Annotated in this window: 14 protein-coding genes and 1 other RNA gene; 14 read left to right on the top strand and 1 reads right to left on the bottom strand. The window is 62.7% G+C overall.

Annotation, left to right across the window (positions count from 1 at the left end; all coding sequences use genetic code 11):
* The first annotated feature begins 22 nt into the window (after positions 1–22).
* The 12 genes from bchF to bchJ all read left to right on the top strand — a co-directional run bounded on the left by bchF (position 23) and on the right by bchJ (position 14,131).
* Positions 23–538 carry a 2-vinyl bacteriochlorophyllide hydratase gene (gene bchF / locus EDC35_RS17810; protein WP_132978608.1) on the top strand — a complete coding sequence of 172 codons (516 nt, stop codon included), beginning with the start codon at positions 23–25 and terminating at the stop codon, positions 536–538.
* Positions 535–1,815 carry a ferredoxin:protochlorophyllide reductase (ATP-dependent) subunit N gene (locus EDC35_RS17805; protein ID WP_132978607.1) on the top strand — a complete coding sequence of 427 codons (1,281 nt, stop codon included), beginning with the start codon at positions 535–537 and terminating at the stop codon, positions 1,813–1,815. Before bchF ends, EDC35_RS17805 begins: the two co-directional genes overlap by 4 nt.
* 4 nt (positions 1,816–1,819) lie before the next feature.
* Positions 1,820–3,397: a ferredoxin:protochlorophyllide reductase (ATP-dependent) subunit B gene (bchB, locus tag EDC35_RS17800; protein ID WP_132978606.1), complete on the top strand. Its 1,578-nt coding sequence runs from the start codon at positions 1,820–1,822 to the stop codon at positions 3,395–3,397.
* The gene (locus EDC35_RS17795) at positions 3,372–7,106 is read left to right on the top strand and encodes a magnesium chelatase subunit H (protein WP_132978605.1); all 3,735 of its coding nucleotides are present in this window, start codon (positions 3,372–3,374) and stop codon (positions 7,104–7,106) included. Before bchB ends, EDC35_RS17795 begins: the two co-directional genes overlap by 26 nt.
* Positions 7,107–7,108: 2 nt before the next feature.
* Complete coding sequence (gene bchL / locus EDC35_RS17790) at positions 7,109–8,017, top strand: ferredoxin:protochlorophyllide reductase (ATP-dependent) iron-sulfur ATP-binding protein (RefSeq protein ID WP_132978629.1); 909 nt, start codon at positions 7,109–7,111, stop codon at positions 8,015–8,017.
* Positions 8,017–8,718 carry a magnesium protoporphyrin IX methyltransferase gene (bchM, locus tag EDC35_RS17785; RefSeq protein WP_132978604.1) on the top strand — a complete coding sequence of 234 codons (702 nt, stop codon included), beginning with the start codon at positions 8,017–8,019 and terminating at the stop codon, positions 8,716–8,718. The genes bchL and bchM overlap by 1 nt, the downstream gene beginning before the upstream one ends.
* 199 nt (positions 8,719–8,917) lie before the next feature.
* Complete coding sequence (puhA, locus tag EDC35_RS17780) at positions 8,918–9,694, top strand: photosynthetic reaction center subunit H (RefSeq protein ID WP_132978603.1); 777 nt, start codon at positions 8,918–8,920, stop codon at positions 9,692–9,694.
* Positions 9,691–10,359 (top strand): photosynthetic complex putative assembly protein PuhB, encoded by a 669-nt coding sequence (puhB, locus tag EDC35_RS17775; RefSeq protein WP_132978602.1) that lies wholly within the window; start codon positions 9,691–9,693, stop codon positions 10,357–10,359. The genes puhA and puhB overlap by 4 nt, the downstream gene beginning before the upstream one ends.
* Positions 10,360–10,371: 12 nt before the next feature.
* Positions 10,372–10,830, top strand: a complete 459-nt coding sequence (gene puhC, locus EDC35_RS17770) for a photosynthetic complex assembly protein PuhC (RefSeq protein WP_132978601.1) — start codon at positions 10,372–10,374, stop codon at positions 10,828–10,830.
* A gap of 144 nt (positions 10,831–10,974) precedes the next feature.
* On the top strand, positions 10,975–11,898 hold the full coding sequence (puhE, locus tag EDC35_RS17765) for a putative photosynthetic complex assembly protein PuhE (RefSeq protein ID WP_132978600.1): 924 nt from the start codon (positions 10,975–10,977) through the stop codon (positions 11,896–11,898).
* Positions 11,899–12,167: 269 nt separating this feature from the next.
* Positions 12,168–13,535, top strand: coding sequence for an oxygen-independent coproporphyrinogen III oxidase (hemN, locus tag EDC35_RS17760; RefSeq protein WP_132978599.1), 1,368 nt, complete (start codon positions 12,168–12,170; stop codon positions 13,533–13,535).
* A complete protein-coding gene (gene bchJ / locus EDC35_RS17755) occupies positions 13,532–14,131 on the top strand; it encodes a bacteriochlorophyll 4-vinyl reductase (protein WP_132978598.1) in 600 nt (199 codons plus the stop codon). The genes hemN and bchJ overlap by 4 nt, the downstream gene beginning before the upstream one ends.
* A 243-nt stretch (positions 14,132–14,374) precedes the next feature.
* On the opposite strand, the gene ssrA is transcribed toward bchJ, so the two are convergent.
* Positions 14,375–14,730, bottom strand: a transfer-messenger RNA (tmRNA) gene (ssrA, locus tag EDC35_RS17750).
* 181 nt (positions 14,731–14,911) lie between these two features.
* Between ssrA and EDC35_RS17745 the strand changes: the two genes are divergently transcribed.
* Entirely contained in the window at positions 14,912–15,505 is a 594-nt protein-coding gene (locus EDC35_RS17745; RefSeq protein ID WP_243651774.1) for a 2-oxoacid:acceptor oxidoreductase family protein, read from the top strand.
* Entirely contained in the window at positions 15,489–16,742 is a 1,254-nt protein-coding gene (locus tag EDC35_RS17740) for a transketolase C-terminal domain-containing protein (protein ID WP_132978597.1), read from the top strand. The genes EDC35_RS17745 and EDC35_RS17740 overlap by 17 nt, the downstream gene beginning before the upstream one ends.
* The last annotated feature ends 7 nt before the right edge of the window (positions 16,743–16,749 follow it).

The following is a 16,749-nucleotide window of genomic DNA, read 5'->3' as shown; positions in this document are numbered from 1 at the left end:
CCCGAACGAGTCCGGTTAGCAGATGATCCAGCACCCTTCTCAACAGACCCCGTGTCGCCCCCTCTATACACCTGAGGAGCGGCGGCGGCGGGACGAATCGCCGTGGACTCTGGTTCAGGGGATTCTCGCGCCCATTCAATTCGTGGTCTTTTTAGTCAGCCTTTATCTGGTCTTGAGTTATCTGGCGACCGGCGAAGGCTATCTCACCGCGACCATTTCGGTCATCATCAAGACCCTGGTGCTTTACACCATTATGATCACCGGCTCCATCTGGGAGAAGGTGGTCTTCGGCAAGTACCTCTTTGCCGAGTCCTTCTTCTGGGAGGACGTCTTCAGCATGCTGGTGCTGGCGCTGCACACCGCCTATCTGGTCGCGATCTTCACGCTCGACGCCCAGGCCCAGATGTTCATCGCCTTGGCGGCCTATGCGACCTATATCATCAACGCGGGTCAGTTCCTGATCAAGCTGCGTGCGGCGCGTCTGGAAGGTCAGCGCCGCGCCGCTCAGGGTGGCGATCTCGCCGGAGCCGCCGAATGAGCGTGACTGACACGCAGGCGACCGCCTGTTCCGGCGGGCTCCCCGAGGTCAATCGCGAACGCGGCCAGCGGCAGGTCTTCTGCGGTCTGGCCGGGATCGTCTGGCTGCATCGCAAGATTCAGGACGCCTTCTTCCTGGTCGTCGGCTCGCGCACCTGTGCCCATCTGCTGCAATCGGCGGCGGGGGTCATGATCTTTGCCGAGCCGCGTTTCGCGACCGCCATCCTGCAGGAGCGCGATCTGGCCGGTCTGGCCGACTGCAACCAGGAACTGGACCGCGTGGCGGCTGAGATCCTGGAACGTCGCCCGGACATCAAGACCCTGTTCCTCGTTGGCTCCTGTCCTTCCGAGGTCATCAAGCTCGATCTGGCGAAGGCCGCCGAGCGGCTGTCGGATGCCTATCGGGGGCGTGTGCGGGTGCTGGATTATTCCGCGAGCGGTCTGGAAACGACATTCACACAGGGTGAAGATGCCTGTCTGACCTCGCTGGTGCCCGAACTGCCGGCTGGTTCGGCTGGCGAGCGTTCGCTACTGGTGTTGGGCACCCTTCCGGATGTGGTCGAGGATCAGTTCGCGCGTCTGTTCGCTGAACTGGGTATTGGTCCGGTTCATTTCCTGCCGCCGCGTCACGCAACCGATCTGCCGCCACTGGGCAGTGCAACCGTCGTGCTGCTCGCACAGCCTTTTCTGGGCGAAACGGCGCGGGCGCTTCAGCGGCGTGGCGCGACCCTCCTGACCGCGCCCTATCCCTTCGGTATCGAAGGGACGCTTGGCTGGCTGCGCGCCGCAGCGGATGCCTGGGGTATCCCGGCGGCGCGTCTGGAGACGGTCACGGCCCCGGCGATTGCGCGGGCCGAACGTGGTCTGGCCCGTCAGCGCGAACTGCTGGCTGGCAAGCGCATCACGTTCCTGCCCGACTCTCAGCTTGAGATCCCCATCGCCCGCTTTTTGCAGCGTGAATGCGGCATGGAGCTGGTCGAAGTGGCGACGCCGTTCGTGGACCGGCAGCTCATGGAATCAGAACTGGCCTGGCTGCCGTCGGGCGTGCGTCTGAGCGAAGGCGGTGATGTCGATCGGCAGCTTGATCGGGTGCGGACTGACCGCCCCGATCTGACGGTCTGCGGACTGGGTCTGGCCAATCCGCTGGAAGCGGAAGGTTTGCGCACCAAGTGGTCGATTGAACTGGTGTTCACGCCGGTGCATGGTTTCGATCAGGCGGCGGATCTGGCTGAACTTTTTGCGCGGCCTCTGGTTCGCGGCGCCCTGTTGCGGGTTTGATGTCATGCAATTGACGCTTTGGAGTTACGAAGGGCCGCCGCACATCGGCGCCATGCGGGTTGCCGCCTCGATGGACGGCGTGCATCTGGTGCTGCATGCGCCTCAGGGCGATACCTACGCTGATCTGCTGTTCACCATGATCGAGCGTCGCGGTCAGCGTCCGCCGGTGAGCTATACCAGCTTCCAGGCGCGCGAGCTGGGCAGCGATACGGCAGAACTGGTCAAAAACACCATTCAGGAGACCTACGACCGCTTCAAGCCACAGGTGCTGCTGGTCGGCGAATCCTGCACGGCCGAGCTGATTCAGGATCAGCCCGGCCCGCTTGCACAGGGAATGGGTCTGCCGATCCCGGTGCTGTCGCTGGAACTGCCGGCCTATGCCAGAAAGGAAAACTGGGGTGCCAACGAGACCTTCTATCAACTGATTCGCGGTCTGCTCAAGAGCCGGGTTCCCGCGCCGGGCAGCGAGCGTGAACTGCGCGCCTCGGGTGCGCGTCCGCTGGCGAATCTGCTCGGTCCCTCGGCGCTCGGTTTCCGCTGCCGCGACGATGTGATCGAAGTCACCCGCCTGCTCGATTCAATCGGCGTGGATGTCAATGTGGTCGCGCCGCTTGGCGCCAGTCCGGCGGATCTGCTGCGCATCCCGGAGGCCGATTTCAACGTCTGTCTTTACCCTGAACTCGCCGACCAGGCCTGTCACTGGCTGGAGCGCATGTTCGGTCAGCCAACGGTCAGGACCGTGCCCATCGGCATTGGCGCGACCCGTGAGTTTCTGGCCGAAGTCGGGCGTGTCGCCGGTCTCGATGTCACTCACACCCAAGACCCGATCTGGTCTAGAATGCCGTGGTACTCGCGGTCTGTGGATTCAACCTATCTCACGGGCAAGCGGGTTTTTATCTTTGGGGATGCGACCCATGCGGTCGCCGCCGCGCGCATTGCGTCGGAAGAGCTCGGTTTCACCATCGTCGGGCTTGGCACCTATGCCCGTGAATTCGCCCGTGATGTGCGTGAAGCGGCCAAAATCCATGGCGTCGAGCCGCTGATTACGGACGATTATCTGGAAGTGGAGTCGCGGGTCGCCGAGGCGCACCCCGAGCTGGTGCTGGGCACCCAGATGGAGCGCCATATCGCCAAGCGGCTGGGCATTCCCTGCGCCGTGATTTCGGCGCCGGTGCATATCCAGGACTTTCCGTCCCGCTATGCGCCGCAGATGGGCTTCGAGGGCGCAAACGTCATCTTCGATACCTGGGTCCACCCGCTGATGATGGGGCTCGAAGAGCACCTGATCACCATGTTCCGGGAGGATTTCGAGTTTCACGATGGCGCGACAGCGTCTCACCTAGGGGCCGGTGCTGGAGCCGGGCGTCCGCAGGAGAGCCGCTCCGAGCCGGTCGAGACGACCGACCGTGCCGACGATTCAATCATGACCTGGGCACCGGAAGCCGAGCAGGAACTGAAAAAGATCCCCTTTTTCGTGCGTGGCAAGGCGCGTCGCAACACCGAGCGGTTTGCGCAAGAACGTGGGATCCTGACCATTACTGTGGAGACGCTCTACGATGCCAAAGCGCATTTCGGCCGCTGACAAGCGCGCCAGCAACCCCGATGCGACACCGGTGCGCGTCGTCATCGTCAATCTCGATGGGCATCTGGCCGGAACCACGCAGCGAGCGCTGCCGGTGGTCCAGCGCGAGTTGCCGGGTTTGCGCCTGAATCTGCACGCCGCCACCGAGTGGGCCGACTCGCCCCAGGCGCTTGAGCGTTGTCTGGCGGACATCGCCGAAGGTGACATCATTATGGTCACCATGCTGGTCATGGAAGATCACTTCAAGCCGATCCTGTCCGCGCTGGCGGCCCGCCGTGATCAGTGCGACGCCATGATCGTCTGCATGTCGGCAGCTGAACTCATGAAGATGACCCGCATGGGCGGCTTCAGCATGGACGGTTCGTCCAGCGGCGGTCCCATGGCCCTGCTCAGGAAGCTGCGCGGCAACAAGGAGCGCAGCCAGAGCGCTGGCGCCCAGCAGATGTCCATGCTGCGTCGCATCCCCAAATTGCTGCGCTTCATCCCCGGCACCGCACAGGATGTCCGCGCCTATTTCCTGACCCTGCAATACTGGCTTGCCGGCACCGACGAGAATCTCGGCAACATGATCCGCTTCCTGGTGGATCGCTATGCCGATGGCCCGCGCCGCCATCTGCGCGGCACCCTCAAGGTCGCCTCGCCAGTCGAATATCCCGAAGTGGGCATTTATCACCCCCGCATGAAGGATCGTATTTCAGACAGGCTCGCCCTGCTTCCGGTCGTCAACGCCAAGCCCAATGGCCGGGTCGGTCTGCTGCTGATGCGCTCCTATGTCCTCGCAGGCAATGCCGGGCATTACGACGGCGTGATCGCGGCGCTCGAAGCACGCGGTTTGCAGGTCGTGCCGGCCTTCGCTAGCGGACTCGACGCACGTCCGGCGATCGAAAAATTCTTCATGCAGGATGGACGGGCGACGGTCGATGCAGTCGTCTCGCTCACCGGTTTCTCGCTGGTCGGCGGTCCCGCCTACAACGACTCCAGGGCCGCTGAAGAGATCCTGACCCGTCTTGACGTGCCCTATCTCTCGACACTGGCGGTGGAGTTCCAAACCCTGGATCAGTGGGAAGGCTCCAGTCAGGGTCTGCTCCCGGTCGAGGCAACCATGATGGTCGCCATCCCGGAACTCGACGGTGCGACCGGCTCCATGGTCTATGGCGGTCGCAATGGCGGCGGCGAGAACGATGCCCGCGACATGCAGTCGCATCGCGACCGTGCCGAGGCGCTGGCCGCGCGCGTGGAGCGTCTGGTGCGGCTGCGTCGCAGCCAGCGCGCCGAGCGCAAGGTCGCGGTGGTGCTCTTCAATTTCCCGCCCAATGCCGGCAACACCGGCACGGCGGCCTATCTCTCGGTCTTCGCCTCGCTCTATCGAACCCTGCTGGCCATGCACCGGGAAGGCTACAAGGTCGATTTGCCCGAGAGCGTGGATGATCTGCGCGAGCGCATCGTCAACGGCAATGCCGCCCGTTTCGGCGCCCATGCCAATGTCCATGTGCGGATTCCGGCTGACGACCATGTCCGGCGCGAGCCTTATCTGGCCGAGATCGAAAAACAGTGGGGACCGGCGCCGGGCAAGCAGCAGAGCGACGGCGGTTCGATCTTCGTGCTCGGTGTCCAGTTCGGCAATGTCTTCGTCGGCATCCAGCCCTCCTTCGGCTACGAAGGCGATCCCATGCGCCTGCTGTTCGAGAAGGGCTTTACCCCGACGCACGCCTTTACCGCCTTCTATCGCTATATCCGCGATGACTTCGGCGCCCATGCCGTGCTGCACTTCGGCACCCACGGCGCGCTCGAATTCATGCCCGGCAAGCAGGCCGGACTCTCCGGCGCCTGCTGGCCGGATCGGCTGATCACCGATCTGCCGAACATCTATCTCTATGCCTCGAACAACCCCTCCGAGGGCACCATCGCCAAGCGCCGTGCCGCCGCGACCCTGATCAGCTACATGACCCCGCCGATTGCGCATGCGGGTCTGTACAAGGGTCTGATCGACCTGAAGGGCTCGATGGAGCGCTGGCGCAGTCTGCCTCCGGAAGACGCCGAGGAGCGCGCTTCGCTGGCCGAGATCATCCAGGCTCAGGCCGCCGAGCTGGAGCTGGCTCCGTTGGAGCCGGCCTGGGGCGATGCCGCTGAATCCGAGATCGTCACGCTCAACGAAAAGGTGTTGGAACTCGAATACACCCTTATTCCGCATGGTCTGCATGTCGTCGGCGAGGCGCCGACCGTCGAGGAACGCATCGATCTGCTGGAGGCGGTGGCCGAATCGACCAAGGACATCCGTCCCGCGCGTCAGTCGATTGAGGCGCTGGTTGCCGGCAAGTCGCCCGAAAAGGCGCTGAAGGCCGGCGGTATGGCGACCAGCGAGGAGAACGTCACTTTGTTCCGCGAGCTGGCCGAGACCGACCGTCTGCTGGTGCAGGACAGCGAGATTCCCGCAATGCTGCGTGCGCTCGATGCCCGGTTCATCCGTCCGGCCCCCGGCGGTGACCTGCTGCGGACCCCGGCGATTCTGCCGACGGGCCGCAATCTGCATGGTTTCGATCCCTTCCGGCTGCCCAGTCTCTATGCGGTAAAAGACGGCGCACTCCAGGCGGCGCGCGTGATCGAGCGCCACATGGTCGAAGGCAATCCTTTCCCGGAGACCATCGCCATCGTGCTCTGGGGGACCGACAACCTCAAGACCGAGGGCGGTCCCATCGGTCAGGCGCTGGCCCTGATCGGCGCGCGTCCGCGTTTCGACAACTATGGCCGTCTGGCCGGTGCCACCCTGATCCCGCTCGACGAACTGGGGCGTCCGCGCGTTGACGTGGTCATGACGCTCTCGGGCATCTTCCGCGATCTGCTGCCGCTCCAGACCAAGCTGTTGGCCGATGCCGCCTTCCAGGCCGCCTGCGCCGATGAGCCGCTGGACCGGAATTTCATCCGCAAGCATGCACTGGAGTATCAGGCGGCCCACGACTGCGATCTGGAAACCGCCGCGCTGCGCGTCTTCAGTAATGCCGACGGCGCCTATGGCGCGAACGTCAACTATCTGATCGACAGCAGTAGCTGGGAAGAGGGCGACGAACTGGCCGAGACCTATACCCGCCGCAAGAGCTTTGCCTATGGTCGCTCCGGTCAGCCGGTACAGCAGGCGGCGCTGCTGAAGAGCATGCTGGGCACGGTGCAGTTGGCCTATCAGAATCTGGACTCGGTCGAGCTGGGCGTCACCACGGTCGATCATTATTTCGACACCCTGGGCGGCATCACCCGCGCGGTCGGTCAGTACAAGGGCGACGAGGTACCGGTCTATATCGGCGACCAGACACGCGGCGACGGGGTGGTCCGCACCCTGGCCGAGCAGGTGGCACTGGAGACCCGCACCCGCATGCTCAATCCCAAGTGGTATGAAGGCATGCTCAAGCATGGCTACGAGGGCGTGCGCCAGATCGAGGTCCATGTCACCAATACCATGGGCTGGTCGGCGACGACCGGTCAGGTTGCGCCCTGGGTCTACCAGCAGCTCACCGAGACCTTCGTGCTCGATGAAGAGATGCGCAACCGTCTGGCCCAGCTCAATCCCACCGCTTCGGCCAAGGTCGCCAACCGGCTGATCGAGGCCCATGAACGCAATTACTGGTCGCCCGACGAGGCGACGCTCGAAGCCCTGCGGCGGGCGGGAGAAGAATTGGAAGACCGGCTTGAAGGTGTGATTCAGGAGGCAGCGGCGTGACGATGCAGAACGGTCCGGGAGGCAGATTCGATCTGCCCCGGCATCCCGATGGCGAGGGGAGCGTGCAGGTGCAGCTTGACCCAGATCTGCGGATCGATACCGCCAAGGTCTTCGCGGTCTATGGCAAGGGCGGCATCGGCAAGAGCACGACCTCGTCGAATCTGTCGGTCGCCTTCTCCAAGCTCGGCAAGCGTGTGCTCCAGATCGGCTGCGATCCCAAGCATGACTCGACCTTCACGCTCACCAAGTGTCTGGTGCCCACGGTCATCGACATCCTGGAGTCGGTCGATTTTCATGCCGAAGAGCTGCGTCCGAGCGACTATGTCTATGAGGGCTACAACGGCGTCATGTGTGTCGAGGCCGGTGGTCCGCCTGCGGGCACCGGTTGCGGCGGCTATGTCGTGGGTCAGACCGTCAAACTGCTCAAGCAGCACCATCTGCTCGACGACACTGATGTGGTGGTCTTCGATGTGCTGGGCGACGTGGTGTGCGGCGGTTTCGCCACCCCTTTGCAGCACGCCGACCGCGCCCTGATCGTCACCGCGAACGACTTCGATTCGATCTTCGCCATGAATCGCATCGCGGCGGCAATCCTGGCCAAGTCCAAGCACTACAAGGTTCGACTGGGCGGAGTCATCGCCAATCGCAGCCGCAACACCGACGAAATCGACCGTTTCGTCGAGGCGGTCGGGCTCAAGCGACTGGCGCATCTGCCGGATCTGGACATCATCCGTCGCAGCCGACTCAAGAAATCGACCTCCTTCGAGATGGAGCCGGAACCGGGCTCGGGTCTGGAGGAGGCGCAGCAGCAGTATCTGCAACTGGCGCAGCAGCTCTGGGATGGCGTCGAGCCGCTGGAGGCGCGGCCCATGCGTGATCGCGATATCTTCGACTTTTTGGGGTTTGATTGATGACCAAGGCTTCCTATCAAGAACGGCGCGGCGAGATCGAAACCTATTTTGATCGCACCGCCGCCGATGCCTGGTCCAAGCTGACCTCGGACGCCAAGGTCAGCCGCGTGCGCGCGACGGTTCGCGCCGGGCGGGATGACATGCGGAATACGCTGCTCGACTGGCTGCCCGCCGATCTCACCGGCAAACGTCTGCTCGACGCTGGCTGCGGCACCGGTGCACTGGCGGTGGAGGCCGCGCGCCGTGGCGCTGAAGTGGTCGCAATCGATGTGGCGCCAACCCTCATCGCCATTGCACGCGAGCGCATGCCCAAGGATCTGGGAGCGGGTTCCATCGATTTTCAGGCCGGCGATATGCTGGATCCGGCGCATGGCCGCTTCGATCATGTGGTCGCCATGGACTCGGTGATTCATTATCAGCCGGAGGATGTGGTCAGGGTGCTGGCCGGACTGGCGGAGCGGACGAGCGGCTCGATCCTCTTTACCTTTGCCCCCCGGACCGTCCCGCTGGCGATCATGCATGCGGTCGGGCAGTGGTTTCCGCGCGGCGACCGCTCACCGGCCATCGTGCCGGTCAGCATGGCAAAATTAACCGGCCTGCTGGCAGCGGATCCGACGCTTCGTGGCTGGCAGCCGAGGCGGACACGGCGCGTTGCTGTTGGTTTTTATACGTCTCAGGCATTGGAGTTGGTTCCAGGATGAGACGCTGCGGTGCAATGCCCCGGATTTGATTGCGGGGCGTTGCGGTTTGGGCGCTTTGGGCGCCGTGGTCGCCACGGCCCTGTGGCTGTGGACTTGCTCTGCGTTGAGCATTCGGCGAACGACCCCGTTCCACGGCGGTCATCGCGCTTAGGCCTAGCCGGCTTCCCGGCTAGCAATTTGTCCTACGGAGGTTACATTCATGTCTGTTGAACACTATATCGATGGCGGCCAGATCGCGATCTGGGTTTTCTGGTTCTTTTTCGCTGGACTGGTCATTTATCTCCGTCGCGAGGACAAGCGGGAAGGTTATCCGCTCGACTCCGACCGGACCGAGCGTTCGGGTGGTCGCGTCAAGGTGATCGGGTTCCCCGGTCTGGCCGATCCCAAGTCCTTCCTGCTCCCGCACAACGGCGGTACGGTCTATGCGCCGCGCGATGAGGCACCCGCAACCAAGCTGAACCTGACGCCTGCCGCTCCCTTCCCGGGCGCACCGTTCGATCCGGTCGGCGATCCCATGCTGGCCGGTGTCGGTCCTGGTGCCTCCCCGGATCGCGCCAAGCACCTGGACCTGACCTTCGAAGGCAAGGCGAAGATCGTGCCGATGCGCGTCGCCACCGACTTCTCGATTGCCGAGGGCGATCCGGATCCGCGCGGCATGACGGTGGTCGGTCTCGACGGCGAGGTCGCTGGCACGGTCTCCGATGTCTGGGTTGATCGCGCCGAGCCGCAGATCCGTTATCTGGAAGTCGAGGTCGCTGCCAACAAGAAGAAGGCACTGCTGCCGATCGGCTTTGCCCGCTTCGACAAGCGCGCCCGCAAGGTCAAGGTGGCCTCCATCAAGGCGGCTCACTTCGTCAATGTGCCCACGCTGTCCAAGCCGGATGAGATCACCCTGTACGAAGAGGACAAGGTGAGCGCCTACTATGCCGCCGGCAAACTCTACGCCACACCTGATCGTTTTGGGCCTTTCCTGTGAGAGAGTATGACTTCGAGCCCCTTCGGGGCCTGCCTGAGCCGCTTCCTCCCGGTGAGGAAATGCTCTGGCAGGGTGCCCCGCGCTGGACTGCTCTGGCGCGGCGCGCCTTCCATGTGAGGAAGGTGGCGATTTACTTCGCGGTGCTCGTGGTCTGGCGCATCGCTGTGGGCTGGTCTGCGGACTCGTCCACGGCGACTGCGCTGCAAAGCGCGCTCTGGGTGCTGTTTCTGGGACTGCTGTCTGTGGGCGCGCTGACCCTGCTTGGCTGGGCCATGGCCCGCTCGACGGTCTACACCATTACCTCCCGGCGGGTGGTGATCCGCTTTGGCGTGGCGCTGCCGATGATTCTGAATCTTCCCTTCAAACAGATCCGTTCAGCCGGCTTCAAGCGTTATGCCGATGGCACCGGCGACATTCCGCTGCTTCTGGCCGAAAGTGCGCGTCCGTCCTATCTGATTTTCTGGCCGCACGTTCGTCCCTGGCATTTTTCTCCCCCGGAGCCCATGCTCCGCGTTGTTCCCGACGCTTCCCAGGTCGCTGAGATTCTGGCGAATGCGCTCAAGTCATTCACCGAGGAATCAAGCGAGCCGGCGGCGAGCGAGGATGAGGCGACCGAGTCATTGGTTCCCCGCGTGGTTTCCAGCCATAGCAGCGCATCATCCTGACGAGGTTCGACATTGAGCGATGAATTCATTCACCGCCCCTTTCCACGGGGTCCGTTGATCGCCGTTGCCGTCATGCTGGGATTCATGATCCTCATGGTCGGCTATGCCCGGATTACGGGCACCAAGGCGGAGCTGGCGCCGCTGCCGCCTGTGGTGGAGTCTCGCGACATTCGTTTCGTGGATCTCCCCGATGGCTCGCTGGCGGTTCGCGATGTTGCCACCGGCGCCCTGATCCAGACCCTGCCGCCAGGTGGCGAGGGTTTCATCCGCGGTGTGCTCAGAAGCATGGAGCGTCAGCGCAAAGGCCACAAAGCGACGCTGGCCGAACCCTTCCATCTGACCCGCCGCCAGGATGGCAACATGACCCTTGAGGATCCAACGACCGGCATCCTGCTCGACCTGAAAGCCTTTGGCCATACCAATGCGATCGCTTTCGCGCCGTTTCTGCCCGCGCCATCCGCCCCTCAATGACGACATGCCCGATGCGCTCGCAAGACGAGCGCCGGTGTCCCGACGCGACCAACTCCGACACCGTGAAGGCTGACGATTACCCATTCATCCACACCCGATTGCGCGCGTTCCGGTCTGAAGCGGCACGAGAATGGAGCCTCATCCATGTCTGACTTCGGTTTTCCGGTTCTGTACGCGCTCGGCCTCTGGTGGTTCAGCACCGGCGTGGTGCTCTATCTCGACAATCTGCCGGGGCGAACCTTTCGCTGGACCCTGCTGGGCGGGGCGACCGTGCTGGCGCTTGCCATCTTCGGTCTGGTCGTGAGCAGCGCATCCACTGACATCCTCTCGGCCTATATCGCCTTCTCCTGTGGTCTGGTGATCTGGGGGGTGCTCGAAATGAGCTATTTCACCGGATTCCTGACCGGCCCGCGCAAGATCCCCTGCCCGCCGGCCTGTTCGGAGTGGAGACGCTTCGGTCTGGCCATCATGACCAGTCTCTATCATGAGCTGGCCGTGATCGCGACCGGGCTGTTCTTGATCATGCTTTCCTGGGGTGAACCCAATCAGGTTGGCGTCTGGACCTTTGTGGTGCTCTGGCTGATGCGCTGGAGCGCCAAGCTGAATCTGTTTCTGGGTGTGCCCAATCTGAATGAAGAGTGGCTGCCCGAACACCTTCGCTATCTCAAGACGTACATGGTGAAGCGCGGGATGAATCTGCTGTTTCCGATATCGGTCACTCTATCGACGGTCGTGACCGTTTTGATCGTGCTCAGGGCGATGGCGCCTGAGGCGGCCGGGGCCGGGGCTGTCGGACTGATTCTGGTCGCAACCCTGCTGGCGCTGGCGATTCTGGAACACTGGTTTCTGGTTCTGCCGCTTCCCGATGAGGCGCTCTGGGCCTGGGCGCTGCCGTCTGGCGAGTCTGGCGATGACTCCGGAATCCCGCCGCGTGATCCGGATGCCACGATGATGAGCGTGCCCGCGCATGGCTCTACGATGGCGGTGATGATGCGGGCAAAGAACAAGCCCATGCCATCGCACCATCGGAGTTCACGGATGAAAAGCGGTCTGATGACAGGGGCATGATGCCAATCGAGGCGCACAGGCCGCGGTCATTGGCGAGGCCTCTTGAGGTGCTCGGCGATAAGGTGGAGGTTCGTGATGAGTCCAAGTATAATTTTGCGACGCCGATCATGAAGTCCAGGCACATGACGCGCGAGCAGGTGCTGAAAGGCGTGCTTAAGACGAGACGAAGATGAGTGTCCAAGACAGTCGATTTTGACAAGGCGTCGGCGCAAGCGTCGGCCGTTGATCCCAAAATGACAGCGGTACAATCTGACTAGCGGGTTTCGATCATGGCGCATTCGTTCGTTTCATCCCTGCCGTTTGAAATCATTGGAGGGCATGGTGGTCGCTCTTCTGCCGGATGCCCTCTATCAGCCGCCGGGCTTGTCGGCGACAAGCCCTTTGTCGAGACCCAGTATCGCGATGCACTGAACAGCCTCCGGCAGCGTCCGGATGAACCGCTTGCCGTGTATGTGCACGTTCCCTTCTGTCATGTGCGCTGTCTCTATTGCGCCTGCGACACCACCGTTACCCACAGTCTGGAAAAGGTCGATCAGTATCTCGACGCGCTGGAGCGCGAAATGACGCTGGTAACCCGGCTCTGCGGTCGTGATCGGGAAATCGAACAGCTTTATGTGGGCGGCGGCACCCCGAATCATCTCAATGAGCCTCAGCTGGCCCGTTTGATGGAAATCGTGGAGCATCATTTCCGTCTGGCGCCGGACGCCCGTGCTGCGATTGAATGCAACCCGCGCCGCGCCTCCGCAGGTCAACTGGAGCTTCTGTACGGACTGGGCTTTCGCCGCGTGAGCTTCGGCGTGCAGGATCTGAATGCGGATGTACAGCGCGCCATCGGTCGCGTGCAGTCACTGAACATGGTGCGCGATGTCTTTCAGACCGCACGTGAGACCGGCTTCGAGAGCATCAATCTTGATCTCATCTATGGTCTGCCGTTCCAGACCCGGCAGGGTTTCAAATCGACTCTGGAGCAGATCCTTGAACTCAATCCGGATCGGGTGGCCTGCTTCAGTTACAGACACGATCCCGCCGCCCGGCCGCATCAGCATGCCATCAATGTTGATCATTTGCCGAAAGCCCCTGAAAAACTGGCGCTCTTCCAGCATGCCGTCAGTACCCTGACCGCAGCGGGCTATCGCTGGGTCGGCCTGGATGTCTTTGTGCGCGACACGGACGAGCTCTATGCCGCCCAGTCCGGTGAGGGGCTTTACCGTAATGTGATCGGTTATACGCCCAGGCCGGCTACCGATGTGCTGGCCTTTGGTCCGAGTGGCGTCGGTGAGGTTGACGGCGTCCTGGTCCAGAACGAAACGGATCTGCATGCCTGGCAAAAGCACCTGAACAGCGGACGCCTGCCGGTGGCCTGGGGGCGTTGTCTGAGCGAGACGGATCGGCGTCGGCGTGAGGCAATGCTCTATCTCATGTGCAATCTGCGGCTTCCGGCCAGTCTGGCTGGAGATCTCGGGCAGGAGGGTTACGCCTGTCTCTGCCGCCGTGCGCAGGATGGACTCATTGAGGTGTCCGACGAGGGTATTCGCATCACCCCTGAGGGGCGTTATCTGCTGCGCGATCTCTGTGCGGAACAGGGCGTCCTGGCGAAATGGGAGATGAATCAGCTCTGTCTCGGTATGCCGTCATGATCCGGAGCGAGCATCACGGACGGGTCGGGCCGAACGCCATCATTCGTGTGGCCGAGGCACTGGAGGCGCGACAGGATCGCGCCGCCGTCATTGATCTGTTTCGTCTGGCCGGGCTTGAAGGCTATCTCGATGCCCTGCCGACCGCCATGGTCGATGAGCAGGAAGTAACCGCTTTGCAGGCCGCCCTGCGCCAGCAGCTTGGCATCACGGCGGCGCGCGAGGTCGCACGCGATGCTGGCCTGCGCACCGGCGATTACCTGCTGGCGAACCGCATCCCGCGTCCCGCGCAGACCCTGCTTTCGATTCTGCCGCCGCGTCTGGCCAGCCGGGCGCTGCTCAAGGCGATCCGTGGCAATGCCTGGACCTTCGTCGGCACTGGCATCTTCGAGGCCAATCCGAGTCATCCCCCCCGGCTGACCGTGACCGACTCGCTTCTCTGTCGCGGCGCATCGGCCACTGAGCCGCTCTGCGATTTCTACGCCGGAACCTTCGAGCGGCTCTTTCGCCGTCTCGTGCATCCCGATAGCCTCGTGACCGAAATCGCCTGTCATGCCACCGGCGCCCCGGCCTGCATCTTCGAGGTCCGCTGGTCTTAAGGGCATCATCAGGCTCTTCAAGGGACAGGGTTTTGCAGGATGGACGGGATGTTCGACATGCCACCAGGAACCGGCACGCTTCAGGCATTGCTGAGCGACCTAGCAATGCGCACTCTTGATCTTACCCCGCCTGTTAGCGGATGCTAACGGACAACGCCACCCCCATGCCGACCAAAAAGGCAATAAAAAAACCCGCACTTAGGCGGGTTCTCGGATCGTACTGGACGTGCTTGGATGCTTAAATGGTGGAGGCGGCGGGAATCGAACCCGCGTCCGCAAGCCCTCCGCCCTTGGCCCTACATGCTTAGCCTGTTCTATTTTTTTTAACCTTCCAACGCCCGAGAGGCAGGGCGATCAGTCGGCGATTCCGTTAGGTTTTAGCAGATCAGGTCCGGACGCCCGTCTCCGCGATCCTATGTGATGTTACCCCTGAAACCCGTCGCCCACAGGCAAGAAACGGTCAGAGGCCCGCTGGGTTAAGCAGCGAGAGCGTAGTTGTCGTCGTTGGCAACTATAAGTTTGCGGATGGATTTACGAGGTAACCGCGCCTCGGCATGCACCTCAGGTTTTGCGACCCACGTCGAAGCCATGTCGCCCCCAGGTAACCGAGTTAGTCACTATAGGCGAGGTTTGGTTCCCCGGCAAGCGCACTGGCACCTGCTGATGCCGCAGGTCGAGAAAAGACCGACAGGGTCAGGATTTTTGATGCAAAACCGCTGCATGCCTGCTACATAATGCGAGGCGCTTGCCAACCATAAAAAATAAAAGGAGGACAGGACCATGATGTTTCAGGTTCGTATTCACGGCCGTGGCGGCCAGGGCTGCGTGACGGGGGCGGAAATGCTCTCCATCGCGGCCTTTCTCGAAGGGAAACGCGCACAGGCGTTTCCGAGTTTCGGTTCGGAGCGTACCGGCGCGCCGGTGGTGGCCTTCTGCCGCATCGCCGACCGCGAGATCCGGCTGCGCGAGCCCATCATGCAGCCCGACGGGCTCATCATTCAGGATCCCACCCTGCTCTATCAGGCCGATGTCTTCAACGGCCTGGTGCCGGACGGCTACGTGCTCATCAACACCAGGAAGAATTTCGACGATCTCGGTATCAGCGAACGCTTCAGCAACTGGAACCATGCACATCTCTGCACCGTCCCGGCGACTGAGATTGCCATGGAACATATCGGGCGTCCGCTGCCCAATGCCATTCTGCTCGCGGCCTTCGCGGCGATGAGCGGCGTGGTGTCGCTCGACTCGGTGCACGCGGCGATCCGGGCCAAATTCTCCGGCAAGGTGGCCGCCGGCAACATTGCCGCTGCCAGTGCCGCCTACGATTATGTCAAACATGAGCTGGAGGATTACGCCTGTGCTGAAGCAATGTGAAGGTTCCCATGCGGTCGCAGCGACCGTCGCACTGTGCCGGCCAGAGGTGATCTGCGCCTATCCGATCTCGCCCCAGACGCACATCGTCGAAGGCTTGAGCGAAATGGTGCGGGACGGCACCCTGCAAGGCTGCGAATTCATCAACGTCGAGTCCGAATTCGCCGCCATGTCGGTCGCCATCGGCGCCTCCGCGACCGGCGCCCGCTCCTATACGGCAACCGCGAGCCAGGGTCTGCTGTTCATGGCGGAGGCGGTCTGGAATGCCTCGGGGCTGGGTCTGCCGATTGTGATGACACTCGCCAACCGCGCCATCGGTGCGCCGATCAACATCTGGAACGACCACACCGACGCCATGTCGATGCGTGATGCAGGCTGGCTCCAGCTCTTCGCCGAGAACAATCAGGAAGCGGCTGATCTGCATATCCAGGCGTTTCGACTGGCCGAGGAGATCTCGCTGCCGATCATGGTCTGCATGGACGGCTTCATTCTGACCCATGCCTACGAACAGGTGGACATTCCGACTCAGGAACAGGTCGATGCCTATCTGCCGCCCTATGAACCGCGTCAGGTGCTTGATCCCCGTGAGCCGGTTTCAATCGGGGCGATGGTCGGCCCCGAAGCCTTCACCGAGGTGCGTTATCTGGCCCACGCCAGACAGATGCAGGCGCTGGATCTGATTCCGCAACTGGCGACCGAGTTCAGGCAGCAGTTCGGTCGTGACTCGGGCGGTCTGATCCGAACCTATTGTACCGATGACGCCGTGACCATCGTGGTGGCCCTGGGCTCGGTGCTGGGAACCATCAAAGACACGGTGGACGATCTGCGCGAGGCCGGTCATAAGATCGGGGTTCTGGGCATCACCTCCTTCCGCCCCTTCCCGACCAATGCGATCCGGCATGCGACCCGCAATGCGCACCGCGTGGTGGTGGTCGAGAAGTGTTTTGCGGTCGGTGTCGGCGGGATCGTCTCGCGCGACGTGCGCACCGCGATGCGCGACCGTCCCCAGCGGCTCTATGGCGTGGTCGCCGGGCTCGGCGGGCGCGCCATCACCAAGAGCTCCCTGCACGGTCTCCTGCTCAAGGCGATGGATGACGAGCTGGAACAACTGACCTTCCTCGATCTGGACTGGAACGCGGTCAACCGCGAACTGGAACGCGAGCGCCAGACGCGCCGCTCGGGACCGATCGCCGAAAACCTGCTGCGCGACCTGGGTGTCGTGGCCGCAGGCGCCGTTTAAGGGAGAC

The organism is Thiobaca trueperi (genome assembly GCF_004342175.1).
GTDB classification, from domain to species: Bacteria; Pseudomonadota; Gammaproteobacteria; order Chromatiales; family Chromatiaceae; genus Thiobaca; species Thiobaca trueperi.
This window is presented reverse-complemented; position numbering and strand designations above follow the sequence as displayed.